The sequence below is a fragment of the Neorhizobium fuzhouense genome, from assembly GCF_042611105.1.
Classification (GTDB): Bacteria; Pseudomonadota; Alphaproteobacteria; order Rhizobiales; family Rhizobiaceae; genus Neorhizobium; species Neorhizobium galegae_A.
Window position 1 is genome coordinate 16,854 of record NZ_JBHFFP010000018.1, and the last position, 24,008, is coordinate 40,861.

The following is a 24,008-nucleotide window of genomic DNA, read 5'->3' on the forward strand; positions in this document are numbered from 1 at the left end:
ATGTCCCTGCGTACGCTGCTCCGGCACGAAACCATTCTCGCTCTCGTGGCCGTTGTGCTGCTTGTGGCTTTGGCTTTCCAGTCCGCCCAGTTCTTCACCGGCGCAAACCTGCTCAATCAGGGGCGCCTGATGACGGAAGTCGGGCTCGTCGCCATCATCATGACCTTCGTCATCATCACCGGCGGCATCGATCTCTCCGTCGGATCGATCCTCGGGCTCACGGCCATTCTGACCGGGGTGTTCTGGCAGAATCTCGGCCTGCCCCTCATGGCCGCTGCCGGTCTTGCCATTGCGGTCGGCACCTTCTGCGGTTTCGTCAACGGCTTCGTCATCACCCGCTTCGGCGTGCCGCCGCTGATTGCGACATTGGCCACGCTTGCACTCTACCGCGGCCTTGCTGAAGGCATCAGCCAGGCGCGCTCGGTGCGCGGCTATCCGGACTGGTTCTATGTGTTGGGCCAAGGCAACATTCTCGGCGTTCCGACACAGCTCTGGATCCTCATTGCCTTTGCCATCCTTGCCAGCGTTCTTCTCGCTGCCACGCGCATCGGTCGCAGCATCTATGCCATTGGCGCCAATGAAGTTGCTGCCTTCTTTTCCGGCCTGCCGGTCAACCGCACCAAGATTGCCGTCTATACCGCATCCGGTTTTGCGGCGGCACTTGCCGGAGTGATCTTCGTGTCGCGCGTGTCGACCACCCGCTCCGACATGGGGACCGGGTTGGAACTCGACGCCATCACCGCCGTCGTGCTGGGCGGAACCTCGATCTATGGCGGACGCGGCAGCGTCATCGGCACGCTGATCGGCCTGGTTGTGATCCAGAGCCTGAAGAACGGGCTTTCGCTGGCCGGCATCAAGGCGGAAGGCACGGCCGTGCTGATCGGCCTCATGCTGATCGGCGCCATTCTCATGACCACGGCGTTCAACAAACGCCGGGCCTGAATTCAATCACGCATCTCGCAATAATGGAGGAGGAACCTATGCGCAGATCAATGATGACCACCCTGCTGGCTCTCGCACTGTCGGCCGGCACATCGCACGCCGCCCCGGTCTGGACCGGAGCGGACGACCAGCCCACCAGTCCGCTGGCCTGCGATGGCGCACCGGCTGCTGCAGCGCCCGTTGCCTATAATGGGGGCACGCCTGCAAAGGCACCGGAGCGCAAGGGCAAGACCATCAAGGTGGTGGACGTGCCGAAACTGGTCGGCATCGGCTATTTCAACTCGACATCCCAGGGCGTCAAGGAAGCCGCCAAGGAACTGGGCACTGTCGATGCAAAAACCGACGGCTCCACCAAGGCCAATATTGATGACCAGATCACCCTGATCGACAATTACATCACCTCAGGCGTTGATGGCATTCTGTTTTCAGCCAACGATCCGGTGGCCATCGCACCGGTGCTGAAGAAGGCGCTCGCCGCCGGCATCAATGTCGTGGGCTACGATGCGGATGCTGAGCCCGACGCGCGCCAGTGGTTCGTCAATCCGGCAACGCCAAATGGCGTGGCGAAGTCTCTCATCGATACGCTCGCCAAGGAGATCGGTGAGGACGGTTCCTTTGCGATCGTCACTTCGACCTTCACAACGCCCAACCAGGCGCGCTGGATTGCGGAAATGTCCGCCTATCAGGCGAAATGCTACCCGAAGATGACGTGGCTGGAGACTGTCGAGGCCCAGGAGGACAACATTCTCTCCTTCAATCAGGCCAATACGCTGATCAACAAATACGGGTCGGACATGAAGGGCATCATCGGCATGACCAGCGTCGCGACGCCCGCCGCCGCGGACGCTGTGACCCAGGCCGGCCAGTGCGGCAAGGTCTCGGTCGTTGGCCTTGCGACACCGAACCCGATGAAGCCCTACATCAAGGACGGCTGCGTCAAATCTGCCGTCCTGTGGAGCACTGTCGATCTCGGCTATGCTGCGATGCAGGCCCTGCGCGCCTCAGCCGATGGCACGCTGAAGCCAGGTGACAAGACGTTCAAGGCTGGCCGTCTCGGCGAGCTGCAGATCATCAATGGCAGCCAGATCCTGCTTGGCAGCCCGGCAGTCTTCACCAAGGATAATGTCGACACGTTCGATTTCTAACCGCCTCAACAGGCGCCCGGGTCAATCCTGATCCGGGCCGCCTTCTCTCAAGCGAAGGCTCCAGTGGCAACAGCCGCAATGGCTATGGAAAGAAGACGGTTTTAATGGAAGATAGCTCTCTGGAGCTGTCGATACCGTAAGATCGGCAATCGAGTTTCGCCCCTCAGCTTCCGGCCAAGTATCATCGACGACCCGAACTGCCGCCTGATCGGTCACTGGTGGTTCGTTGAGTCAGGTCTGTAGGATCGCGACCTTGTCGAGCGTGGCTCCACTTTCTAGGAAGTGGGAGCCTCCGGCACACCCGGGTCGGTTCACCAGAGTGACGGTGCGCACACCAAGTGCGTCAACCGACGCATCTGTGAGCAGAAATAGACAGAGATGATGCATCGCCTTGAGAGGATAGGAACCAACGATCGGAGATCTTTAAGGCCCTTTCGGCTCTGATAGTGCTCAGTTGTCACGAGGTTGGTTTCTCTCGCAAAGGCTTGTCCGCGAAGGCAGCGGACGGGTACCAGTGACCGTCGCTTTGCCGTCTGTAACCTTTGCGGCGATCCTTCATGCCCAAATGGCCGTTGAGCATGTGCCGTCCGGCATCCTTCTTCTGGTCAAGCTGGACTACGGGCTTCGTCGGCCGGTCCGTCCTGCGGCTGGTCTGGGCATTCGCCGTTGAGATGCCGCCAAGAATGATGGCGCCGATCATCGCGACGGATAGGTAAGCTATATTTTTCATGATGAACTCCCGAGATTGTTGCAAGACGATGCCCCTATCGCCCTCCTGCTCCGGCCAAAACCCGAACTTTGCGTTCGTTTGCAGTTATTTACACCTCTGGTGACGACTGGGTCGCGACCTCTCCGGTCGGCGGGGTTATCGGCTGCTTGCGCCGTCGAGACCCGGTGATCCAGACCAGCAGGTCATCCAGGAAGGTGAAGACGACCGGGATGATCAGCAGGCTGAGGAAGGTTGAGGTGATCAGGCCGCCGATGACGACGATCCCCATGGGCTGGCGAAAGCTAGAATCGCCAGACACGAGGCTGAGGGCCGCCGGCAGCATGCCGCCGGCCATGGCGATCGTTGTCATGACGATCGGCCGCGCGCGCTTGTGGCAGGCATCCACCAAAGCGTCATAGCGGGACATGCCGGCGCGGCGCGCCTCTATGGCATACTCGACGAGCAGGATCGAGTTTTTCGAGACGATCCCCATCAAAAGCAGCAGACCGATTACGGCCGGCATGGAAAAGCTGGTGCCCGTCAGCACCAGGGGCAGCATCGCTCCGCCAAGCGCCAACGGCAGCGCCATCAGGATCGTCACCGGCTGCAGGAAGTCGTGGAAGAGCAGGACCAGCACCGCGTAGATGCAGAAGATGCCGATCGCCATCGCTGTCCCGAAACTGCTGAACAGCTCGCTCTGGCGCTTCAACTCACCCTGTTCGACAAACTTCACGCCCTGGGGCAGGTTCTTGTAACCGGGCAGTTGTGATGCCTCGGACGTCACCTCCGACAAACTCCTGCCGTTCAGCTCGACCGTGATCGAGACGTTGCGCGACCGGTCGAGCCGGTCGATCTGCGTGGGGCTGGAGCCGAGCGATATGTCGGCAATGGCGCCGAGGGCAACTTTGCCGTCCTTGCCCTCTACAGGGATGAGCGAAATCGCATCGAGCGACTGCCGGCTTGCCGTATCGAGCATGACGCGGATCGGGACCTGGCGTTCCGGCAGATTGAGCTTCGACAGGGCTGCATCATAAGCGCCAGCGGTGGCGACCCGGATCGCCTCGGCGATAGCCTTGGACGTCACCCCCAAAGATGCAGCCTCTGCGAGATCCGGCGTGATGGTGATCTCCGGCGATTGCGTGGCCGCCGACGAGGTCACGTTGCCGATGCCCGGCAGCGTGCGAAGGTCGGATTCAAGGCTGGCAGCTGCCTTCTCCAGAAGCTCCGAATCGTCGCCGGCCAGCGTCAGCGTCAGCTGCGTCCCATTGCCGCCGGATCCGATCTCGATCCGGACACCGGGCAGGTGTTCAAGCGCCTGACGCAAATCCGCCTCGATCTGCGACTGCTTGACATCGCGATCGTCGATCGGCGTCAGGTTGACGACGAGCGTGGCGCTGTTGGTACTGGTACTCGACGTGCTGTTGATGCCGCCGGTGGAAGCGGTACCCGTTGCCTGGAAAACTGAAGTGACGTGGGCCACTCCAGCAACGATGGCGGCCGCCTTTTGCGCCGCTTCGTCCGTCGCTTCGATTGTCGAGCTCGGGGGTGTTGTCACCGTAACCTGGGTCTGCCCGTCATCGGAGGCCGGAAAGAACCCGGTCGACAGATGGCTGAGAAGCAGGACGGTGAATGCCAGGAACCCAATGGTCCCCAGCACCGGAATCCAGCGGCGGCGAAGCGCTCCCTTGACCGCCCACATGTAGGACCGCATCAGCCGACCGTCGTCTTTGTGCGGCTTGCCGCTCGCCTTCATCATGTAGGCCGCCATCATCGGCGTCACGAGGCGTGCAACCAGAAGCGAGGCAAGGACGGCGACCGAGGCGGTGATGCCGAACTGCTTGAAGATGATGCCGGGAATGCCGCCCATGAATGCAGTCGGCAGGAACACGGCGACGAGCGTGAACGTCGTCGCGATAACCGCCAGGCCGATTTCGTCGGCGGCTTCCATCGCCGCCTCGAAGGGAGCCTTGCCCATGGTGAGGTGGCGCTCGATATTCTCGATCTCGACAATTGCGTCGTCGACGAGGATCCCGACCACCAGCGACAGCGCCAGCAGCGTGATGGTGTTCAATGTGTAGTCGAGCAGATACATCACGAGAAAGGTCGGGATGATCGACAGCGGCAAGGCCACGGCGGCCAGGAGCGTCGCCCGCCAGTCGCGCAGAAACAGCCAGACGACGAAGATTGCAATCAACGCGCCCTCGTAGACCATGTGCATCGAGGATTCATAGTTCTGCTCGATCGGGACGATCGTATTGTAGGCTTCCTCGATCGTCACTTGCGGATTGTCCGCGGCGAATGTCTTCATCGCCGCGCGGACCTCGTCGGTGACGGCGACGTCCGAGTAGCCCTTGGAGCGCTTGATCTGCGCAGCGATCACCGGCTTGCCGTTGATATAGACAAGCGAGCTCAGGTCGCTGTGCGAATCGGTCACCGTGCCGAGTTCGTCCAGCCGGACCCAGCTTCCGGCCGGAAGCGGGATCGGCGTTGCGGCGACCTGCTCTGCGCTGTTGGCGGCAGCCCGGGTCCGGACGGACTGGCTTTCACCACCAATGCGCCCCTTGCCGCCCGACAGATCGGACTGCACCGCCTCGAGCTGATCGTTGATGTCGTTTGCGGTCAATCCGAGGCCGTCGAGGAGATTTGCGTTCAGCTCGACCCGAACTTCCCGGTCGACGCCGCCCAGGCGCCCGACTTCGCCGACGCCGTCCACCGCCATCAGGGCCCGGGACAGGTCGTTGTCAATGAACCAGGACAGTTCGGCCTCGTCCAGCCTGTCGGATCGCACCACATAGGTAATCAGCGGCGAAGAGTTCAACGACTGCTTCGAAACGGTCGGTGCGTTCATCTCTTCCGGCAGGTCGTCCTGCGCCTGGTCGACGGCGCTCTTTACCTCGTCGAGCGCTTCCTGCGTATCCTTTCCGACTTCGAAGGCGACGGAAATGCTCACGGAACCATCGGTGATCGTCGTGGTTACGGAATCGAGCCGCGTGAGGCCGGTCAGCTTGTCCTCGATCTTGCGTGCGACCTCCGTCTCGAGCTGCGAGGCGGCTGCCCCGTCAAGCGACGCACTGATCTCGATGGTCGGAAGATCCATGTCGGGAAAGTTCTGGATGTCGAGACGGTTGAACGCCCACAGGCCGCAGGCGGTCATCAGGATGAACAGCAGGATCGGCGGAACGGGATTGCGGATGGACCAGGAGGAAAAGTTCACTTCTTTGCCTCCGTTTCGGCCGCTGCAACGGCATCGACCACCCGAACGACGGACCCGTCCGCCAGAAACGCGCCGCCGGACATCACGACATCGTCGGTCTTTTCAATTCCCGAGACGATCTCGACCCTGTCGTCTTGCCGCCGCCCCGTTTCGACCCGCTTGCGTGTCACGGTTGGCTGATCGGTCGCGTCGAGGACGAATACGTAGGAAAACCCGTCCCTCAGGGTGACAGCCGTGGCTGGAACCGTCAGAGCATCGGTGGAGTCGAAGGTAAAATTGCCGCTCACAAGAATGCCGGTCTTGGGTTGCGGCATCCCTTTCGCCGGCTGCAGCGCCACATACACAGTCACCCGCCCGTTGCTGGTCGACGTCGTGGGCGACACCAACCTCACCTCACCGCGCACGTCACCGAGCGGCGTCGGGATGACGGCTTTCGTGCCTTCCTTGACATCGGCAAGCCGCTTGACCGGCAGTTCCGCCTGCCACTCGATCCGGTTCTGACGGATCAGCTTGAACAGTTCGTCGCCGGCGCTCACCACCTTGCCCAGCGACGCCGAACGTTCGGAGATCACGCCATCGTCGATCGCGTAGACCTTGGTACGATCGAGGGTAAGCTGCGCTGACACCAGTGCAGCTTGCGACGATGCCAGTGCCGCCTTGGACTTGCGCTCGGTGATCAGATATTCCGTCGTCTGCTGGTTGGAAATGGCACCGGAACCGGTCAGCCCGCGGGCGCGGTCGGCATTGGCGACCGCTTGGTCGAGATCCGCCTTGGCCTGCTCCACGCTTGCCTGCTGTTGCTCGAGTTCCGCCTGCGCGGTTTCGGCATCAAATTGCACCAGGAGATCCCCCTTCTTCACCGCCGTTCCGACATCGGCATTGACGGCGATGATGCGCAATCCACCGACTTCGGCAGAAATCAGCGCCTCGTGCCAGGCGGCGAGCCTGCCGCTTGCCGGGATCAGCACCGGCCACTGCAGTACTTCCGGCTTGTTCACGCTGACGGTGAGTGCGGCGGCACCGGCCGTCGTCCGGGTGGTTTCCTGGGTTCGGGCATCGTGTGCAAAGGGGAGCCAGACGGCGAAAGCGAGCGCCATCGCGGGCAAGAAGCATGAACCTGTTCGCATCATTTCGTTCCCTGTGCAGAGGCAAGGCTGACAACCGGGGCAGACCAGCCGCCTCCGAGCGCCTTGTAGAGGGCGATCCAGTACTGGACTGCGTCGCGCCTGATTTCGATAAGGGTGATCGCCGCCGATTGCGCCGATCGACGGGCTTCTTCGCGGTCGAGAATGCTGACGCCGCCCGACGCCCAGTTCTGGTCGACGGCGCGGAAATAGCTCTGATAGTTGTCGGCAGCGCTGCGGGCGTCGGCGATCCGCCGAAGCGCGGTATCGACACGCACGAGCGCCGTTTCGACTTCGGCAACGGCGCTGAGCACGCCGGACTTGTAGCTTGCAACCGCGATATCGTAATCCGCGACAGAGCTGCGCACCGCTGCCCGTCGCGAGCCGCCATCGAGCAGCGGCACCGACAGCGCCGGGCCGAAGGACCACGGGACCGAACGGCCGGTCACAGTGGATTGGCTGATGGAAATCGAACCGCTGAGGCTGAGGCTGGGGTAAAGGTCGGCCTTTGCCGCCCCGACGTCGGAGATCGTCGCGACGACTTCGGCCTCCAGCGCGTTGACATCGGGTCTTTGTCTCAGCATCTCTGCGGGCACAGAGGTGATCCGCAGCGCAGAGGGTTGCGGAATTTGCCGCTTGCCCTGATCGAGCAAGCGGCGGACCGCCTGCTCATCGCCGCCCGTCAGCTGGGTGAGTGATTTGACCAGGATCTCGCATTCGCCGCGCTGTGCCGTCAGGCTTGACGAGGAGGCCGCGGCACTGGCGCGCGTCAGCGCCAGATCGCCGGTAGATGTCAAGCCGGACCCGGCCGATCGTTCCGTTGCGCGCACGGTTTCCCTCTGCGATGCAAGTTCATCCCGGTAAAGGCGCTCCAGCTCGCGGCAGGCACGATACTGGACATAGTCGTCACCCACTTCGGCGGCGACCGAAACACGGGCGTCGTGCCAGGACCACACCTTACCATCGACCCGCGATGAGGCGGCGCGTGCCTGCTGCTTTGTCTTGCCGAACAGATCGAGTTCCCAGGCGGCGTCCAGTCCGCCGGATTTTGTCGTACCCGCCGCCAGCCGGTTGCCATCGTCGCCCTTGTTGCCTTCGCGGCCCGCCGAGGCAGAGCCGTCGAGCGACGGGAACAGCCCTGAGCGGGTGCTGTCGAGCGTCGCGCGCGCCTTGTCGATATTGGCGACGGCCTCCTCGACGGTCGGGTTTTCACGCTCTGCCAGGCGCAACAATGCCTCAAGCGTCGGATCCTTGAAACTGGCCCACCAGGCCAGGAGATCGCTTGAGCGTCCACCATGCGGCACGGTCGCATGCCAGGACGATGCGACGGTCGGCGCCGCCGGCCTGAGGTCGCCGAGGCTCGTGCAGCCGGTCAGCGTGGCTGCTGCGGCCATGGCCGATAGCAAAGAGGAAAGAGTGCTGCGCATGATCACGGGCCGCCTTGAACTGAAGGCCGCACTATAGGGATCGCCGTGTTAATGTCGGTCAAGACCGTGTTAAGTTGGGTAAAACTGCTGTCTTCTTGGATTGGAGGTCGTAAAGCTGAAGTCATTGAAGGGGCGGAAGCAGGGCATGGCCAAGGTACTTTTGATTGATGACGACACTGAGCTGGCCAACCTTTTGGGTGAATATCTGACCAAGGAAGGCTTCGTCGTCGAAACAACGGCGGATGGTCGCGTCGGCGTTGCCGAGGCCATGTCAGCCTCGACCGACCTGATCGTGCTCGATATCATGATGCCGCGGATGAACGGCATTGAGGTGTTGCGCAAGATCCGTCAGGTGAGCGACGTGCCTGTACTGATGCTGACGGCGCGGGGAGACGACATCGATCGCATCGCCGGGCTGAACCTGGGCGCCGACGACTATGTGTCCAAGCCCTGCTCGCCGGGCGAACTGGCGGCCCGCATCCGCGCAATTCTGCGCCGGTCCGGTCGTTCCGAGCGTGACGGCGGCGCAGACGAGATCAGGACTGGCGATCTCGTTCTGTATCCGTCGACCCGCAGGGCCGAGTGGCGCGCAGCACCGCTCGACCTGACGGGCACCGAATTCAGTCTGCTGGAAGTGCTGGCCCGTTCCGCCGGCCAGCTGGTGTCCAAGCAGGACATCTCGCTCAGCGCCTTCGGCAAGCCGTTGACGGCGTTCGACCGGAGGATCGACGTCCATATCAGCAGTATCCGTCAGAAGCTTGGCGCGCGTCCGGACGGTCAGTCCTGGATCCAAGCGGTGCGCGGCCGCGGCTACCAAATGCTGGAAGGCTAGCCATGCATCGCCTGTTCTGGAAATTCTTCACCGTCGTCTGGCTCGCCATGGCCGGATCGATCGCGATCTTGTTCGCCATCAGCACGCTGTTCCAATCGCCGTTCGAGGAAGAGGTTGCCAACCGCGAGCTCGCCCTTACGCTGGAGACGGCAGCGCAGGTGCTGCAGGCCGAGGGCGTGGAGGCGGCGACCCGGCTGGTGGCCGCCGTGCGCCGCACCGGACGCGACATCCCCGTCACGATCACTGCGATCGGCCCGGCAATCGATTGCGCGGCAAAGGTCAAGGAGGGGCTTGTCCGGAACGCCATTCGTGACGGAGAATGCTACCGGATGGAGATTGCCGGTGTGGCGCCGAGCTTGATGGCGAAGACCTGGCCGCGGGCGGTTCCGTGGCTGGCGGCCCTGCTCTCGGCTGCAGCCGCCGCCTACTGGTTGGCACGCTATTTCATCGCGCCGGTCGAGCAGCTGCGCTACGGGCTGCGTGCGCTTGCCAAGGGCGAACTCGACGTGCGCATCGCTCATACGATCGGCGCCAAACGCGACGAGATCACCACGCTGGCGCACGATCTGGACATCACCGCCGCCAGGCTGCAAGAACTCCAGACCGCTCAGCAGCAGCTGTTCCATGACGTGTCGCACGAGTTGCGCTCGCCCCTTTCCCGGCTTCAGGCCGCCATCGGCGTGCTGCAGCAAAACCCGGCGCGGCTTTCGGCGATGATCGAGCGGATGGGCCGGGAGGTCGAGCGCCTCGATGAACTGGTCGGCGAGATCCTGACGCTGGCGCGACTGTCGGATCGTGATACCACGCGCTTCGAACGGCAGAAACTCGACGTTGTCGATCTGATCCGCGAAATCATCGAGGATGCCGGCTTCGAAGGCCAGGCCCGCGGCATTACCGTCCAGTATGCCGGGGTCGACAGCTTCGTCGCCTTGGTGAATGGCGAACTGATCTATCGGGCGCTCGAAAACGTCATCCGCAACGCCATCACCCATACCGGACCCGGCACAGCCGTCCGCGTCGCTTCCAGGGTGCTGGACGGGCAGTTGCTCGTCACCGTCGAGGACGACGGCCAGGGCGTGCCGGACGCAGAGCTGGAGGCGATCTTCGAGCCCTTCTCCCAAAGTTCGACAATGACCACCCGGCCGGGGTTCGGTCTCGGCCTCGCCATCACCCGCCGCGCGGCGCAGTGGCACGGCGGCGGCGCAAGGGCGGAAAACAGGCCCGCCGGCGGTCTTCGCGTCTCGATCACGCTCTCAGCGCCAACGCTGGACGGACCAGCTCCCGCTGCCCGGTGATGTCAGAGAATCCCCCCCGTACATTGTAATAGCTTCTGTGAACATAAATTTGAGTCCGGCGGAAAGTACTGATGATCCAAGCACAACGACGCGAACGTGCCACGCGATTATCGTTTGATCATTGGACCGTACGCCTTGACGGGACTGGAACCGTTGGTCCGGTCGTTAAGTCGCTGTTTACAATCCGGCCAAATATTTGCCTGCGGAATGACCGCTCTGGGTCCGTGGCCTGTCTGTCCGCTTTTTTGTGCCTTGATCACGGACCAGACATTCGACTGGCCGCCAAGTCTCCGCACAAGCGGCTACGCATTTGGCTGTTCGCGACGATCCGGAGCTTATTCGGGCAGAAAGACTGGCTGGCGCGTCAGCGATCCTCTGTGAGATGAGCGGCGGCGCGACGATGGACCATCGGCGATTGTTTCGTCGGCAGATCCTACCTGCGCTGATGAGGTTGTCGTATCCTGTCCGCTAAAAAACTAAGCGATTGCAGGACCAATCCGATAGAGCGACAAAAGACCTTGTTAACGACAGACTTCATCTTGTCCGCCGGAGAGGCGGTTCAATCCGGCAATCAGCAATCGATTGCCGGATTGTCATCTCGTTGAACTTAGATCAGCTCTTGATGAACGCCATCAGGTCCGGGTTAATCACATCGGCATGGGTGGTCAGCATGCCGTGCGGGAAGCCTTTGTAGATCTTGAGAGTGCTGTTCTGGAGCAGCTTGGCCTGGACCTCGGCTGCATCCTTGTAGGGCACGACCTGATCGTCATCGCCCTGGGTGACCAGCGTGGGAACGGTGATAGCTTTGAGGTCCGCCGTCTGGTCGGTCTCGGAAAAGGCTTTGATGCCGTCATAGTGGGCCTTGGCACTGCCCATCATTCCCTGGCGCCACCAATTGTCGATCACGCCCTGCGAGACCTTGGCGCCATCACGGTTGAAGCCGTAGAAGGGGCCGGCTGCGACGTCGATGTAGAACTGCGCGCGATTGGCGGCCAGCGCCGAGCGGAAACCGTCGAAGACCTCGATCGGCGCGCCTTCAGGATTGGACGGCGTCTTGAGCATCAGCGGCGGAACCGCGCTGACGAGGACAGCCTTGGCAACACGGCCCTGCGGCTGGCCATACCTTGCAACATAGCGGGCAACCTCGCCGCCGCCGGTCGAGTGACCAATATGGACTGCCTTGCGGAGGTCGAGATGTTCAAAGACAGCCGCTGCATCGGCGGCATAGTGGTCCATGTCGTGACCGTCGCCCACTTGGGACGAGCGGCCGTGACCGCGGCGATCGTGGGCGACGACGCGATAACCCTGGTTGACGAAGAACAGCATCTGGGCATCCCAATCGTCGGACGACAGCGGCCAGCCGTGATGGAACACGATCGGCTGAGCATCCTTTGGACCCCAGTCCTTGTAGAAGATTTCAACGCCGTCCTTGGTGGTCACGAAAGCATGGGTCATCCGTTCAATTCCTTCTCTGTGAGGTGAGGTCTTATTTTCGAGAGCCAGGGCCGGCAGAGCCATGGCCAGCGAAACTGTGGTGCCGGCCAGCAGGACCTGCCGGCGGGAAAGGGAGAAATCTGGGGTCATCGGTTGCTCCGATAGGGTCAACCCGGCTCAATGCTGGCCGGCATCGCCCATTGATGGCTCAGTGGCTGTCGCGCGTGCATTCGAACAGGAACCAGGCGCGCCGCTCAGTCTCGTCGACCCAGTTCTCGATCAGGCTGGCCGTCGCGATGTCGCCATGCTCGTCGCAAAGCTCGTGGGTCTCCTTCATCAGCGAGACCAGCGTGAGATTGTCGTCGCGAAGCTCTGCCAGCATGTCTGCCGGGGTGACGAAGTCCGCATTATTGTCGAGAAGGCGCTGCGCCCGGGCGATATGGCCGATCGAGCGGATCGTCGTGCCACCGATCTTGCGGGCGCGCTCGGCAATGTCGTCGGTCATCGCGAAGATCTGCTCCCCCTGATCGTCGAGCATCAGGTGATAGTCGCGGAAATGCGGCCCGCTCATGTGCCAGTGAAAGTTCTTGGTCTTGAGGTAGAGCACGAAGACGTCGGCCAGCAGGGCGGTCAACGCACCGGCGATGTCCTTGGTGGCGTTGGCGCTCAGGGTGGTCGGTGTTGCGAGCGGGGCCTTGCGGTGTTTTTCAGCGGTTGTGCGGTCCATGATAGTCTCCTTTGGTTTTGCTTAGGGTTCAGGGATTTCAGATGCGTTAGACGATCAACGGGTCGTCGATCCAAGTTCGGCAGCTATGACTTCGCAGGAATAGGCAGCCGCTGTGGCGCGGTATCCGATATCCAGCGGCGTGACCTGACTGAAGAAGATCAGTATGTGCAGGGTACAGCTTCCGATGTTTTCGATGGCGTGAACCGTACCCGACGGAAAGAAAAACATCTCGCCGGCACTGATCAGGAAAACCTCGCGGCTGCCATGGTTGCCGACCGTGGTGACCAGTGCCTGGCCCCGGGTGCAATAGCCAAGCTCGTGGGCATTGGCATGCCAGTGAAGTTCCCGGACGGCATGGCCGCTGAGAACCAGCCGCCGGATCGAAAGCCCTTGAGGATCGACAGATCAGGGCTGCCGAGACACGAGATGGATCCCGCGGTGCTTTCGAAGGTGGCCTGCCCGTCATTGAGGGATCGAACGTGTTTCGAACACTGCATCTTCAACTCCTGCCCAGATCGTGTGTTTGACGAACTGGTTGTAGGCGAGGAGGAGGCCGCGCTGTATCCAATGCTTTGGTAGTCAGACCCACACCTATGTATAGTTCCACGCCGCCCCGGGCACGGCTACACCGTGGACGTCCTCAAGGCGCCTCCCCCTGAAGACAGGCTGGGTGCCGATGCACCCTGAATGCTCAAGTGCCCCCTCTCTTGAGCACATGGATGTCGGATCCCTCGAGGCAATCCCAGCCGCACTGGGATGGCCTCTCTTTCGACCGGTGCGGCTACGAGGCTGAGTTTGCAGACAAATGCGGTATTTCGCATTTGCGTTTTACCAATCGGAATGGCTTGATGATGACATCAACCTCAACGGGAGAATTGCCCCTGCGATCGCTGATCCTGGTCAACCCGAAACGACTGCCTGCCCGGTTCGAACTGGGCGTGCTTGCCTGCGCATTTCTGCTCGCAGCGCTGATCTTCTATCTCGACACGTTTACCGACATCCACAGCGCGCTGGCGACGCTCTATGTCATCACGCTTCTGTTGTCGGCGGAAACCCTGACGGAACGGGGAACGCTGCTGCTGACCGCGATCTGCATTAGCCTCGCGGTCTTCTCCTATCTGGCAGCGCACGGGCTGCATGCCGATCTTGCCGCGACCCTGCGCCTGGCCGTCGCGGTGGCGGCCATGCTGATCACCTGCGCCCTCATCATCCGCAACCAGCGCGCCCGTGCCGACCTGATGACCTTCAATGCCGCCCTGCAGAGCAGCGAAGAGCGCTACCGGACGATCTTCGAGCAGAGCCGCGTCGCTCTCTGGGAGCGCGACTATTCCCAGGTTCGCGCGATGCTGACGGCGCTGAAAGCAAACGGCGTCAGGGATCTCGGCGCCTATGCACGGGACAATCCACACTTCCTGGAGCAATGCATCGCAAGTGTGCCGACTGTCGCCGCAAACGCGGCGGCGCTCGAACTGCTCGGCAACGTCAGCAGCGACAATGCCCGCTCGATGCGTCGGTTCATTGCCCAGAACGACGCGACTTTCCTCGACCTCATCGAGGCCATTTTCGACAACAGAACGCATTTCGAGGGCAAGGGCAGCATCATCACCAGCAATGGCACCAACAAGCTGGTGCTGCTGACCGTCGGCTTCCCTGAAGATCCCGCCAATTTCAACCGCGTCATCGTTGGCATGTTCGACATCACGGAACGGGAGATGGCCCAGAAGGCCCTGTTCGAGGCCCAAAGTGAACTGGCACTGGCCTCGCGGGCGGCAACCGTCGGCGCCCTGTCCGCCTCTCTCGCCCACGAGCTTAACCAGCCGCTCGGCGCGCTTGTGGTGAACGCCCAGACCTTGCTGCGCTGGCTCGACCGCGACCCGCCGGATCTTGAGGCCGTTGCCCGCTCGGCCGAACGCATCGTGCGCGACAGCCAGCGTGCCAGCGATATCATCCAGAGTACGCGGTCCATGCTCGGCAAGCGGGAGCCGGTCCGGGAACAGGTTTCGCTGGTCGAGCTGGTGGGCGAAACCCGGGCGCTGATGGAGGGGGAGCTTGCCAGGCACAGGATCACTTTCGAGACGCGCGCGGCATCCCCCCTGCCCTCCGTCAGCGCCGTGCGCATCGAGCTGCAGCAGGTGCTTATCAACCTGATATCAAACGCCATCCAGGCCATGAATGAGACGCCCGACGAAAGCCGGCAAATCGTGGTGTCGATTGAACCGGCAAGTGCCGCAAGCATGAGCCTAAGCGTCCATGATGGCGGGCCTGGCCTTAGCGCCGACATCTTGGCAAATCTGTTCAAGCCGTTTCACTCCACCAAGGAAACCGGCCTTGGCATGGGGCTTGCCATCTGCCGCAGCATGCTGGAAGCCCGTGGCGGCAGCTTGACCGCCAGCAACCACCCCGAAGGTGGCGCCCTTTTCGAAATGACCGTACCGATCGAGGCCCTCGATGACTGATGCACGCATTCCGGCAAAAGCCCGACTAAGCGACACGCCTGTCGTCTACATCGTCGATGACGACCCTTCGATCCGCGAAGCGCTGGTCGATCTCTTCCTGTCGATCCGCACAGAAGCGAAATCCTTTGAGAGCGCCCAGCACTTCCTCGATACGGCCGATCTTGGCCGGGCGGGCTGCATTCTTCTCGATGTGCGCCTCCCCGGCGCAAACGGCCTCGATTTCCAGGTCCACCTGGAAGCCCTCGGCAACCGCATGCCGATCATCTTCATGACCGGGCACGGCGATATCCCCATGTCGGTCCGCGCGATGAAGGCCGGCGCCGTCGACTTCCTGTCAAAGCCGTTTCGGGACCAGGATATTCTCGACGCGGTGTCGGTCGCCTTCCAGAAAGACCGCGAAATCCGCCAGCAGTCTGCCGCCAATGGCGCCGTCGCCGAGCTTGCCAAGACGCTGACGCGCCGCGAACAGGAAGTCATGGCGGCTGTCGTGCAGGGCTTGATGAACAAGCAGATCGCTTTCAAGCTCGGCATCAGCGAGATCACGGTGAAGTTGCATCGCGGCAATGTCATGCGCAAGATGGAGGCGCGTTCCGTTGCCGAGCTGGTGCGCAAGGCCGAACTGCTGGGCCTCTAATTCGAAAACCTAGACTCTTGTATGGTGCAATGCTGCGCCCCGAAGGGGCATATAGGGGTCAGTTGAGTTTACAAGGCAAGGCCCGAGCACAGTGTCCAAGTTACCCGTCATAGCCATCGTTGACGACGATCAGTCGATCCGTGAAGCCCTTGACGACCTCGTCTTGTCCTGCGGCTACCGGAGTCGGCTGTTCTCCTCCGCGGAGGCTTTCCTTGCTGACGACGATCGACGTGCGATCGATTGCATGCTGGTCGACGTCAAGATGCCCGGCCTGACCGGGATCGAACTGCAGGCCGTTCTGAACGCGGAAGCGGCCCCCAGGCCGCCGATGATCTTCATGACGTCCTATCGCGACGAACGAACCAGGGCGGCAGCGCTGGAGGGCGGCGCCTTCGCCTTTCTCGGCAAGCCGGTCGATTTCAACCAACTTGTGCTGTGTCTTGAAGAAGCGCTGGAGCCCTGAACGTCTCCAGATGGTCCAGGAGTGGAATTCATGCCTCACCCATGCTCCCATCAATCGACGATCCGGTCGGTCAAGCCGATGACGCTCGGCTGCGAGGAATGCCTCAAGACCGGGCAGGTCTGGCTTCACCTGAGGCTCTGCCGCGAATGCGGTCATGTCGGTTGCTGCGACCAGTCGCCCGGCCGCCACGCAACAGCGCATTTCCATGCCACCCGGCATCCGATCATCGAGGGCTATGACCCACCGGAAGGCTGGGGCTGGTGCTATGTGGACGAAACCATGGTGGAGCTGCCGGACCAGACACCACAGCGCGGACCGATCCCGCGTTATTTCTGACGCCGCAGCGTCAGGCCGATTGGCGAAATGGCTTGGTCCAACAAGCCGGGGGACATATCATGGCAGATCTCAGCGCACGCCAGCACCAGATGTTTCCGGTGCTCAACCCGCATCAGGTCGAAACGGCCAGACGCTTTGCAAGCAGTGAGCCGAGGCGGTTCGAACCTGGCGACGTCGTCTATAAGCTGGGTGACCACGCAGCGCCCGCCTGGCTGGTGCTGGAAGGATCCATGGACGTCTTTCGCCATGAAGGTCTCTCCCATGAGGCGCCGATCACGACCCATGGCGTCGGCCAGTTGTCAGGCGAGGTCAACCAGCTCTCAGGGCGCCCGACGCTTGCCGGCGCCCGCGCCGGAGCGGCGGGCTGTACGGCCGTCGCCTTCGATGCTGCCCATCTGCGGGCGCTGGTCATCGGCTCCGCCGATGTCGGCGAGATCATCATGCGGTCCTTCATCCTTCGCCGCGTCGGGCTGATCGACGCCGGCGCGGGTTCGGTTCTCATCGGAACCCCCGGCAATGCCGCGCTCTCACGCCTGCAGGGATTTCTCGCCCGCAGCGCCTTTCCCTATATCGTGCTGGATGCTGCCGCCGCGGGCGAAGGCCGGGCGCTGATCGAACGCCTGGGCATCCCGGCATCCGACCTGCCGCTGATGGTCTGCCCCAACGGCACCGTGCTGAAAAAGCCGACAGATGCAGAGGCCGCAGCCTGCCTGGGGATGACGCCGAAGCTTATTCCCGGAAAGCTCTATGATGTCGCCGTCGTTGGCGCCGGACCCGCGGGTTTGGCCACGGCGGTCTATGCCGCATCGGAGGGTCTTGACGTCATCGTCATCGACGAACGGTCCGTGGGCGGTCAGGCCGGCGCCTCGACACGCATCGAAAACTATCTCGGCTTTCCGACCGGGATCTCGGGACATGCCCTGGCGGGCAGAGCCTATAACCAGGCGCTCAAATTCGGCGCGGAAATGGTGCTGCCGGTCGAAGTCAGCGGGTTGATCCCGCCGAAAGACGAAGGCGCGCCCCTCAGCCTCGCCCTTGCCGGCGGCGAGACAGTGCTGGCACGCAGCCTGGTGATCGCATCCGGCGCCCGCTACCGGCGGCCGGAGATCGCCAATATCGGGACTTTCGAAGGCAATGGCGTCTCCTACTGGGCCACCCCGATCGAGGCAAAACTCTGCGCCGGCGAAGAGGTGGCTTTGGTCGGCGGCGGCAATTCGGCGGGCCAGGCGATCGTGTTCCTCGCACCCCAGGTGCGGACCCTGCATCTGGTGGTCCGCCGGGCGCTGGAGGAGACGATGTCGCAATACCTGATCGACCGCATCAAGGCTCTCCCCAACGTCGAACTTCACATGCACTGCGAAGTGGACGCGATCGACGGCGACCCGGCCATCGGCCTCTCATCCGCAACCCTGCGCAATCGGCTCGATGGCAGCCAGCGGCAGTTGCCCCTTCACCACCTGTTCCTCTTCATCGGTGCCGATCCAAACACCGGGTGGATCAGCGACCGCGTCCACATTGATGCCAAGGGCTTCATCGTGACGGGCCGGTCCTTCGACACGCTTCGCGGTTTTGCCCGCAATCCCCTGCCCCTTGAAACCAGCCTGCCGAATGTCTTTGCGATCGGCGACGTCCGCGCCGGATCCACCAAGCGGGTCGCCGCTGCCGTCGGCGAGGGTGCCGCAGTGGTGTCGCAGATCCACGAGGCGCTAAGCTTTGCAAGCACCGCTCGGTGAAGGATCATCGACCCGAGACGCAAACAACCCGCAGGCACATGCCTGCGGGTTGTTCTTCATGCGCAGGGCATCGTTCGGCCGGTCTTCAGAGGGCCGATGCGCCCAGTTGCCGGCCATAGGCGGCGATTTCGCGACCGACCTCGATACGTTCGGCTTCATAGTGCTGCAGGGCCGTGGCCAGATCACCCGCCCGTGCCAGGTGGTCGCTTAGGGCCATGACGTCGCCGGCGGCCTTCGAGACACCCATGGCCGTGTGCGGCCGCGCGACAAAGGCTGCGTCGCCGATCAGGACGATCGACCGGCCGATCATGCGCGGCGCCTCATAGTCGAATATGCCCTGGATCGACGGGCTGGGCTCAGCGGCGACCGCCAGCGCGAACTGTGGCGGAAGGGCCTGGCCGGCATCGTCGCGCAGGCCCTGAAGCCGGTCTTCCGACAGACCGCCACGGGCGAGCGAAAACGCATGGGTCTGGTGTTTTGTATCCGTGAAGGTGGCAGGCAGGTCGCGGTCCGCAACCTTGCGGTACCAGACCCAGTTATAGCGCCGATTGCCTTTGTCCATTTCACCGCGTGATCCCGGAACCAGATAACCGAGCACATGCACGCCCGGCCGGACATAGAAGGAAAACCGGTCAAGAAGCAGGGCCGCTGCCTCAGACAGATCTCCTTCCGGGATCAACCCGCGCCATGCGACATAACCGGAATAGCGGTTCCGGTGGTCCGTCGGGTTGACGGCGCCGCGCACCACGGAGCCAAGTCCGTCCGCACCGATCACCAAGTTGGCGCTTTCGCGCGTCCCATCGGCGAAGACGAGTTCTGCACCGCTGTCACCGTCGATCACATCGACGACGTCTTGTCCCAGCAGGTAGCTCTCCGGTGCTATGCGGGAGGCGACCGTCTCGAACAGCACATCCCAGGAGATCTGGGTCTGCGGTGTGCGGACGGTCTGGGCGATGCTGCCGTCATGGTTGAGATAGATGCGTTCCCTGGCCACCACGCCGACCCGAGCAACCTCATCGCAGCCGATCCGTCGAAGGATGTGCAACAGGTCGTTCTGACCGACCAGGCCGGCGCCCCGGCCGCCAAGGCCCATCCTCGACCGCTCATAGATGCGAACATCATGGCCGGCCTGCTGGAGCATGATCCCGGCAAAGAGACCGGCAAGCGACCCGCCGACGATCCTGATACGGAGCTTTTCCATCGTCATCTCCTCACTTCCTAGCCGCAGCGGGCTGATGCCGCCGATGATGTGCGAACTTGACGGTAAAGGCTGCCATGCCAAGGAGGATCCCGAGCAGGTTGACCATCGGCCAGCCGCCCTTGCCCCATGCCAGCATGGCCAACGCCGAGCCTGCCGCACCGCCCAGAAACATGCCGGTCATGAACACCGTATTGAGGCGGCTGCGGGCGTTGGCGTCGAGCGCATAGACGATGTGCTGGTTGGAGACCAGCGCACTCTGGATGCCGAAGTCCAGGACGATCACGCCGATGACCAGGGAGACGACCGATGCCCAGAGGCCGAAGATCAGCCAGGCGACGATGGTCAGTGCTGCCCCGAGCCAGACCACAAAATGCGGACTCTTGCGGTCTGCAATGCGACCGGCGAACGGTGCTGCAAACACCCCGACTGCACCGACGATCCCGAACAGGCCGGCGATATCCGCGCCCAGGTGAAAGCTGGGTCCGGCAAGATAGAGCGCCAGGATCGTCCAGAAGGCGGTGAAGGAGGCAAACAGCAAGGCTTGGATGACCGTAGCGGCCCTGAGCGCCGGATGCCGGTTCCAGAGTTCCGCGAGCGAGCGGATGGCCTGATGGTAGCGCAAGGTCGAGGTCGGCCGATGATGCGGCAGGACCGCGAACATCAGACCCGCTCCCAAAAGGGCGAGCGGCACGCCGATCCAGAACATATTCCGCCAGCCGGCATGTTCTCCAACGAAGCCTGACAAGGTTCGGCTGAACAGGATGCCGGACAGAACACCTGCCATCACGGTGCCGATCGTGGCGCCACGCTTTTCCGGCGCCGCCAGCGAGGCCGCAAAGGGAACGATCTGCTGGGCAACGGTCGAACAGGCTCCGACGATGACCGAGGCAGCAACCAGCATCCAGGCAGACGGCGCCAGTGCGGCCAGCGCCAATGCCGCGGCCAGCCCCGCGAACTGGCCGATGATCATGCTTCGGCGATTGACGATGTCTCCGAGCGGCAGCATCAGGAAAAGACCGAGCGCATAGCCCAGTTGCGTCGCCGTCGGCACCATTCCCGTTATGGGCTGGTGAGGGAACTCGGCCTCGATGATGCCGAGCATCGGCTGGTTGTAGTAGATGTTGGCCACCGCGATGCCGCCGGCAATAGCCATGGCCAGTAGCGCGCCACGTCCGATGCTTATGTGATCCGCACCCGGCGCTCTTTCTCTGTAGTCCGGTGTTATCGTGTCCATTGTCTGGCTCCGTTACCTCTTTTGATAAAAAAGACGGTAGATCCGGAACTGCTCTCGGCACATTCAATGGATGTCTAGCCGAACCTATACATCGGTCTAGGTAACCAGCAATTGTTGGGTCTAAGACCGCATGAATAGTGCCGGCAACAGGCCGCAACTTCGGCGCTTGCCCCTTTTTATGATAGTCACGGCTGCTGTTGATCCGCCGCTTTACCCATACGTCCTGTATTTGAGACAACGTGATACGCTGGCACTTGCCCAGCCGACAGCGCTGCGATGAACTTGAGCAGTTTGCCACCCGCAACGTCCATACAGGACGAGACAGCCGTGGCCTGATATCTAAGCGGCGTATCACCTCTGCTCAAGCGATGTCTGCTTTCGGGTTCTCGCTGTCACTGCCTTGGTGACCGAGATGGAGGCGCAAAGCCGTCATAGCCTCGCCTTGGAAGGAGTCGAACCGTCGACCCCGTCATTTGTCGCTGAATTTCCGTGTCGGGGCAGCTACTTTCCCTTGGGAATGGATGATATGGGGCCGGGAGGCGACTGTCGGCTTTATGACGCCCAGCGGGTAAAGTCGACATCGTAGTTCTTTCGGTCGAGGTCTGAGCCGGGCTCAACTCGGTGTCGGTTCAATTTCCTTAGCATTAGGTCGTTGCAGGTTGAATAGATTGCCAACCACGATCAAACCCGCGCCGACTGCGGTGAAGCCATTTATGGCCTCGGCATACAAGAGATACCCGATTAAAGCTGATAATGGCACCCGCAGATAGTCCATCGGCATCACGACTGTAGCATCTGCGAGGGCCAACGCCTTTGCCATGCAAAAGTGGGCAAATGAACCGGCGAACGCGAACAGAAATATCCATGGCCATGTTGAAGCCGACGGCCAAAGCCAAACATTCAGGGCCGGAGCGATTCCGATGATCGACTGGATCACGAGCATCCAGAAAATGATCTTTGTGGCACTGTCGGACCGCGTCAGCGCCTTTGTGGAGATGAACGAGATTGCGAATGCGACAGCCGCTCCAAGCGCTATCAAATGGCCCGGATTGAGAGGGGCTACGCCCGGACGCACAATCAGTGCGACGCCCGCTAGACCAAAAAGGATTACGACTCCCTTCCGCCATGTAAGCTGCTCATTCAGGAATATCGCAGCCAGAAAGGCAGCCCAGATGGGCGCTGTAAATTCTATCGAAATGAGCTGGGCCAATGGAATTAGCGTCAGTCCCATCAACCAGGCATATTGGCCCACGTAGTGGGCAACGTTGCGGCCGATGTGCCTGGGCAGAATCCTGGTTTGCATTGCCCGGATTCCGCCCTCTCGATAAACCAACGGCAACAGCAGAAAAAGGGCGATGACGGAACGCATTTCCATTGCCTGGAAAACGTCAAGCTCGCGGGTAATAATTCGACCCGAAACGGACATGAGCAGTATCAACAACACAGATGCCACCATCCACGCCGCCGCCTTGGCCGTCGGTCGACTGTTGTCCATGTAGTGAGCTTTCAGGTTTCGAGTGATGGTTGGCGATCGGCTTCCCAGCGTTGAATCACAAGGAACTTTGTTCTGGGACACCGCCGTCTTAAGCTGCTGCAGGCGCAAAGTCATGCCCCCGCATCCACGTTCTCCTTGAGAGTTGCGGCTTCTTACCGCACGGCATGCCGCCAGGCCGTGTCCGCTTTCAGGCGCGGGAGATGACGAGCGCTACGACCTAAATGACGGCGCAAAGCGGACCGAGTCCTTCGAGAGGCTCACGAAAGGATCGGGCGCGGCCCCGCAGCATGCAGGGCCGCCCCCTTTAGATTTCGGTCCGTTCGGCCAATTCTAGTGCATCCTCAATGTCGACGCCGAGATACCTGACTGTGTTCTCGATCTTGGTATGGCCAAGCAGGATCTGGATCGCTCGAAGATTGCCAGTGGCCTTGTAGATCATGGCAGCCTTCGTTCGCCGTAGGGAATGCGTGCCGTAATCCTCCCGCCGAAGCCCGATCGCTGTCACCCACTCATCGACCAGTCGGGCGTACTGCCGAGTGCTAAGATGATCTGCGTAGTCAACGCGACTGGGAAAGGCATAGTCATCGACTGTTCCTCCCCTTCGCGGCAGCCAGGCAAGCAGACTAGCTCTGACCTCGGTCGTAATTTCGAACTGCACTGGTCGTCTAGTCTTCTGCTGGACGACCAGCGCCCGAGTTCGAATGTCGTGGCCGGTGACGAGTGTCCTGATTTTCAGTTTTACCAGATCGCAGCCGCGGAGCTTGCTGTCGATGGCAAGATCGAAAAGCGCCCGATCTCGCATTCTTCCTTCACGGTCCAGGAAGAAGCGGACTGCCCAGACCTGGCGCTGCTTCAGGGGCTTCTTGACGCCAACTTGCTTGCCTGCGTTCCAAGCCGGTCGACCCAGTGCAGCAGGATCATATTGTGAGATACCCATTTCAGTTCTCCTCTGGCCACCATTGGCCACAGGGAGAACGCGCACGTTACAATTAGATGACGGGGCCGGAAGCCGACTGTCTGAAGTTGAGGTGCCGCAAGCCGGACCGACATGTAAAAGTCTGGCGGCTTGGTCGAGCTCAGCCTAAAGCTGGCAAAAGGGTTCTTGGTCGTCAGGGTTGAACTCACCCTCCCCCCAGACTCTGGAAGCCAGACCACACCTCCTGCTGTTCAGCAATTCTGCGTTTAAGGTGGAGCAGGTTAACCGGAATCCCCCGTCGAAGCCGCAATCGCCGTCCAAAGATGATAGAGCGAGCTGGCTGGGATCGTGCTGCCCATGGGTGCGCCGTTCAGGTCCAGACGGTAGTGCCGCCGCGCTTCCCGCTCACCCAGGCGACGTGGTGCAGATTGGCGAAAGCCCGTTCGGCCCAGTCGAGCGACGCTGAGGGGGGCAACACCGAGGTGGGCGGCATGGGCGTGACCATAGATCTGGCGGGCCACGGTTCGGGTCCGGACCTCACCTGCCTTCTGAGGCGATCCATCCAGTTCCAGATATTCGACGAATTGGCCGCAGGTCCCGTCGAAACCGGAATTGCTCCAGGTGGGCAGAATGTCATCGAGGAAGACGCGTTTCAATTGCTGGACGCTCATTGGCGGACGCGGAATGACAT

General features: G+C 61.8%; 21 protein-coding genes. 9 read left to right on the forward strand and 12 right to left on the reverse strand.

What is annotated here, in order from left to right; translation table 11 throughout:
* Together ACEXP3_RS22970 and ACEXP3_RS22975 are read left to right on the forward strand one after the other, a co-directional pair.
* Complete coding sequence (locus tag ACEXP3_RS22970; protein WP_210107216.1) at positions 1-942, forward strand: ABC transporter permease; 942 nt, start codon at positions 1-3, stop codon at positions 940-942.
* Between the two features lie 38 nt (positions 943-980).
* Positions 981-2,087: an autoinducer 2 ABC transporter substrate-binding protein gene (locus tag ACEXP3_RS22975; RefSeq protein WP_377299524.1), complete on the forward strand. Its 1,107-nt coding sequence runs from the start codon at positions 981-983 to the stop codon at positions 2,085-2,087.
* A gap of 457 nt (positions 2,088-2,544) precedes the next feature.
* Here the strand turns inward: ACEXP3_RS22975 and ACEXP3_RS22980 are convergent, their stop codons facing one another.
* From ACEXP3_RS22980 to ACEXP3_RS22995, 4 genes are all read right to left on the reverse strand, one after another.
* A complete protein-coding gene (locus tag ACEXP3_RS22980) occupies positions 2,545-2,817 on the reverse strand; it encodes a hypothetical protein (protein ID WP_377299525.1) in 273 nt (90 codons plus the stop codon).
* Between the two features lie 88 nt (positions 2,818-2,905).
* Positions 2,906-6,010, reverse strand: coding sequence for an efflux RND transporter permease subunit (locus ACEXP3_RS22985; RefSeq protein WP_377299526.1), 3,105 nt, complete (start codon positions 6,008-6,010; stop codon positions 2,906-2,908).
* Positions 6,007-7,137, reverse strand: coding sequence for an efflux RND transporter periplasmic adaptor subunit (locus ACEXP3_RS22990; protein WP_377299527.1), 1,131 nt, complete (start codon positions 7,135-7,137; stop codon positions 6,007-6,009). The genes ACEXP3_RS22985 and ACEXP3_RS22990 overlap by 4 nt, the downstream gene beginning before the upstream one ends.
* Positions 7,137-8,561, reverse strand: coding sequence for an efflux transporter outer membrane subunit (locus ACEXP3_RS22995; RefSeq protein ID WP_210107211.1), 1,425 nt, complete (start codon positions 8,559-8,561; stop codon positions 7,137-7,139). The genes ACEXP3_RS22990 and ACEXP3_RS22995 overlap by 1 nt, the downstream gene beginning before the upstream one ends.
* Positions 8,562-8,706: 145 nt before the next feature.
* Here ACEXP3_RS22995 and ACEXP3_RS23000 point away from each other — a divergent pair, with 145 nt between their 5' ends.
* Positions 8,707-9,393 (forward strand): response regulator, encoded by a 687-nt coding sequence (locus tag ACEXP3_RS23000; RefSeq protein ID WP_377299528.1) that lies wholly within the window; start codon positions 8,707-8,709, stop codon positions 9,391-9,393.
* Positions 9,394-9,395: 2 nt separating this feature from the next.
* Positions 9,396-10,688 carry a HAMP domain-containing sensor histidine kinase gene (locus tag ACEXP3_RS23005; RefSeq protein WP_377299529.1) on the forward strand — a complete coding sequence of 431 codons (1,293 nt, stop codon included), beginning with the start codon at positions 9,396-9,398 and terminating at the stop codon, positions 10,686-10,688.
* A gap of 612 nt (positions 10,689-11,300) precedes the next feature.
* Here the strand turns inward: ACEXP3_RS23005 and ACEXP3_RS23010 are convergent.
* Genes ACEXP3_RS23010 through ACEXP3_RS23020 form a run of 3 tightly spaced genes read right to left on the reverse strand, consistent with a single transcriptional unit; the run spans position 11,301 to position 13,230 of the window.
* Positions 11,301-12,272: an alpha/beta fold hydrolase gene (locus ACEXP3_RS23010; protein ID WP_377299530.1), complete on the reverse strand. Its 972-nt coding sequence runs from the start codon at positions 12,270-12,272 to the stop codon at positions 11,301-11,303.
* A 58-nt stretch (positions 12,273-12,330) separates the two neighbouring features.
* Complete coding sequence (locus ACEXP3_RS23015; protein WP_377299531.1) at positions 12,331-12,849, reverse strand: Dps family protein; 519 nt, start codon at positions 12,847-12,849, stop codon at positions 12,331-12,333.
* A gap of 54 nt (positions 12,850-12,903) precedes the next feature.
* Positions 12,904-13,230 (reverse strand): cupin domain-containing protein, encoded by a 327-nt coding sequence (locus tag ACEXP3_RS23020; protein WP_377299545.1) that lies wholly within the window; start codon positions 13,228-13,230, stop codon positions 12,904-12,906.
* 470 nt (positions 13,231-13,700) lie between these two features.
* Between ACEXP3_RS23020 and ACEXP3_RS23025 the strand changes: the two genes are divergently transcribed.
* The 5 genes from ACEXP3_RS23025 (at position 13,701) to ACEXP3_RS23045 (ending at position 18,471) form a co-directional block, all read left to right on the forward strand.
* The gene (locus ACEXP3_RS23025; protein WP_377299546.1) at positions 13,701-15,305 is read left to right on the forward strand and encodes a sensor histidine kinase; all 1,605 of its coding nucleotides are present in this window, start codon (positions 13,701-13,703) and stop codon (positions 15,303-15,305) included.
* Positions 15,298-15,939, forward strand: coding sequence for a response regulator transcription factor (locus ACEXP3_RS23030; protein ID WP_210107208.1), 642 nt, complete (start codon positions 15,298-15,300; stop codon positions 15,937-15,939). Before ACEXP3_RS23025 ends, ACEXP3_RS23030 begins: the two co-directional genes overlap by 8 nt.
* Positions 15,940-16,030: 91 nt before the next feature.
* Entirely contained in the window at positions 16,031-16,402 is a 372-nt protein-coding gene (locus ACEXP3_RS23035; RefSeq protein WP_377299532.1) for a response regulator transcription factor, read from the forward strand.
* Between the two features lie 30 nt (positions 16,403-16,432).
* Entirely contained in the window at positions 16,433-16,738 is a 306-nt protein-coding gene (locus ACEXP3_RS23040) for a UBP-type zinc finger domain-containing protein (RefSeq protein ID WP_245367153.1), read from the forward strand.
* A gap of 59 nt (positions 16,739-16,797) precedes the next feature.
* On the forward strand, positions 16,798-18,471 hold the full coding sequence (locus tag ACEXP3_RS23045) for an FAD-dependent oxidoreductase (RefSeq protein WP_377299533.1): 1,674 nt from the start codon (positions 16,798-16,800) through the stop codon (positions 18,469-18,471).
* Positions 18,472-18,556: 85 nt separating this feature from the next.
* On the opposite strand, the gene ACEXP3_RS23050 is transcribed toward ACEXP3_RS23045, so the two are convergent.
* From ACEXP3_RS23050 to ACEXP3_RS23070, 5 genes are all read right to left on the reverse strand, one after another.
* Positions 18,557-19,672 carry an FAD binding domain-containing protein gene (locus ACEXP3_RS23050; RefSeq protein ID WP_377299534.1) on the reverse strand — a complete coding sequence of 372 codons (1,116 nt, stop codon included), beginning with the start codon at positions 19,670-19,672 and terminating at the stop codon, positions 18,557-18,559.
* A 10-nt stretch (positions 19,673-19,682) separates the two neighbouring features.
* The gene (locus ACEXP3_RS23055) at positions 19,683-20,906 is read right to left on the reverse strand and encodes an MFS transporter (protein WP_377299535.1); all 1,224 of its coding nucleotides are present in this window, start codon (positions 20,904-20,906) and stop codon (positions 19,683-19,685) included.
* Between the two features lie 613 nt (positions 20,907-21,519).
* Positions 21,520-22,401 carry a DMT family transporter gene (locus ACEXP3_RS23060; RefSeq protein ID WP_377299547.1) on the reverse strand — a complete coding sequence of 294 codons (882 nt, stop codon included), beginning with the start codon at positions 22,399-22,401 and terminating at the stop codon, positions 21,520-21,522.
* 304 nt (positions 22,402-22,705) lie between these two features.
* Entirely contained in the window at positions 22,706-23,338 is a 633-nt protein-coding gene (locus ACEXP3_RS23065) for a tyrosine-type recombinase/integrase (protein ID WP_377299536.1), read from the reverse strand.
* A gap of 260 nt (positions 23,339-23,598) precedes the next feature.
* On the reverse strand, positions 23,599-23,988 hold the full coding sequence (locus ACEXP3_RS23070) for a hypothetical protein (protein ID WP_377299537.1): 390 nt from the start codon (positions 23,986-23,988) through the stop codon (positions 23,599-23,601).
* Positions 23,989-24,008: the final 20 nt, after the last annotated feature.

What these genes read in the sequence shown, in the direction of transcription:
- ACEXP3_RS22980 (WP_377299525.1), bottom strand. Translation starts at nt 2,817, where the DNA reads ATGAAAAATATAGCTTACCTATCCGTCGCGATGATCGGCGCCATCATT.
- ACEXP3_RS22975 (WP_377299524.1), top strand. Translation starts at nt 981, where the DNA reads ATGCGCAGATCAATGATGACCACCCTGCTGGCTCTCGCACTGTCGGCC.
- ACEXP3_RS23045 (WP_377299533.1), top strand. Translation starts at nt 16,798, where the DNA reads ATGGCAGATCTCAGCGCACGCCAGCACCAGATGTTTCCGGTGCTCAAC.
- ACEXP3_RS23060 (WP_377299547.1), bottom strand. Translation starts at nt 22,401, where the DNA reads ATGGACAACAGTCGACCGACGGCCAAGGCGGCGGCGTGGATGGTGGCA.
- ACEXP3_RS22970 (WP_210107216.1), top strand. Translation starts at nt 1, where the DNA reads ATGTCCCTGCGTACGCTGCTCCGGCACGAAACCATTCTCGCTCTCGTG.
- ACEXP3_RS23040 (WP_245367153.1), top strand. Translation starts at nt 16,433, where the DNA reads ATGCCTCACCCATGCTCCCATCAATCGACGATCCGGTCGGTCAAGCCG.
- ACEXP3_RS22990 (WP_377299527.1), bottom strand. Translation starts at nt 7,137, where the DNA reads ATGCGAACAGGTTCATGCTTCTTGCCCGCGATGGCGCTCGCTTTCGCC.
- ACEXP3_RS23005 (WP_377299529.1), top strand. Translation starts at nt 9,396, where the DNA reads ATGCATCGCCTGTTCTGGAAATTCTTCACCGTCGTCTGGCTCGCCATG.
- ACEXP3_RS23065 (WP_377299536.1), bottom strand. Translation starts at nt 23,338, where the DNA reads ATGGGTATCTCACAATATGATCCTGCTGCACTGGGTCGACCGGCTTGG.
- ACEXP3_RS23050 (WP_377299534.1), bottom strand. Translation starts at nt 19,672, where the DNA reads ATGGAAAAGCTCCGTATCAGGATCGTCGGCGGGTCGCTTGCCGGTCTC.
- ACEXP3_RS23015 (WP_377299531.1), bottom strand. Translation starts at nt 12,849, where the DNA reads ATGGACCGCACAACCGCTGAAAAACACCGCAAGGCCCCGCTCGCAACA.
- ACEXP3_RS23070 (WP_377299537.1), bottom strand. Translation starts at nt 23,988, where the DNA reads ATGAGCGTCCAGCAATTGAAACGCGTCTTCCTCGATGACATTCTGCCC.
- ACEXP3_RS23000 (WP_377299528.1), top strand. Translation starts at nt 8,707, where the DNA reads ATGGCCAAGGTACTTTTGATTGATGACGACACTGAGCTGGCCAACCTT.
- ACEXP3_RS23025 (WP_377299546.1), top strand. Translation starts at nt 13,701, where the DNA reads ATGACATCAACCTCAACGGGAGAATTGCCCCTGCGATCGCTGATCCTG.
- ACEXP3_RS23055 (WP_377299535.1), bottom strand. Translation starts at nt 20,906, where the DNA reads ATGGACACGATAACACCGGACTACAGAGAAAGAGCGCCGGGTGCGGAT.
- ACEXP3_RS23030 (WP_210107208.1), top strand. Translation starts at nt 15,298, where the DNA reads ATGACTGATGCACGCATTCCGGCAAAAGCCCGACTAAGCGACACGCCT.
- ACEXP3_RS23010 (WP_377299530.1), bottom strand. Translation starts at nt 12,272, where the DNA reads ATGACCCCAGATTTCTCCCTTTCCCGCCGGCAGGTCCTGCTGGCCGGC.
- ACEXP3_RS22995 (WP_210107211.1), bottom strand. Translation starts at nt 8,561, where the DNA reads ATGCGCAGCACTCTTTCCTCTTTGCTATCGGCCATGGCCGCAGCAGCC.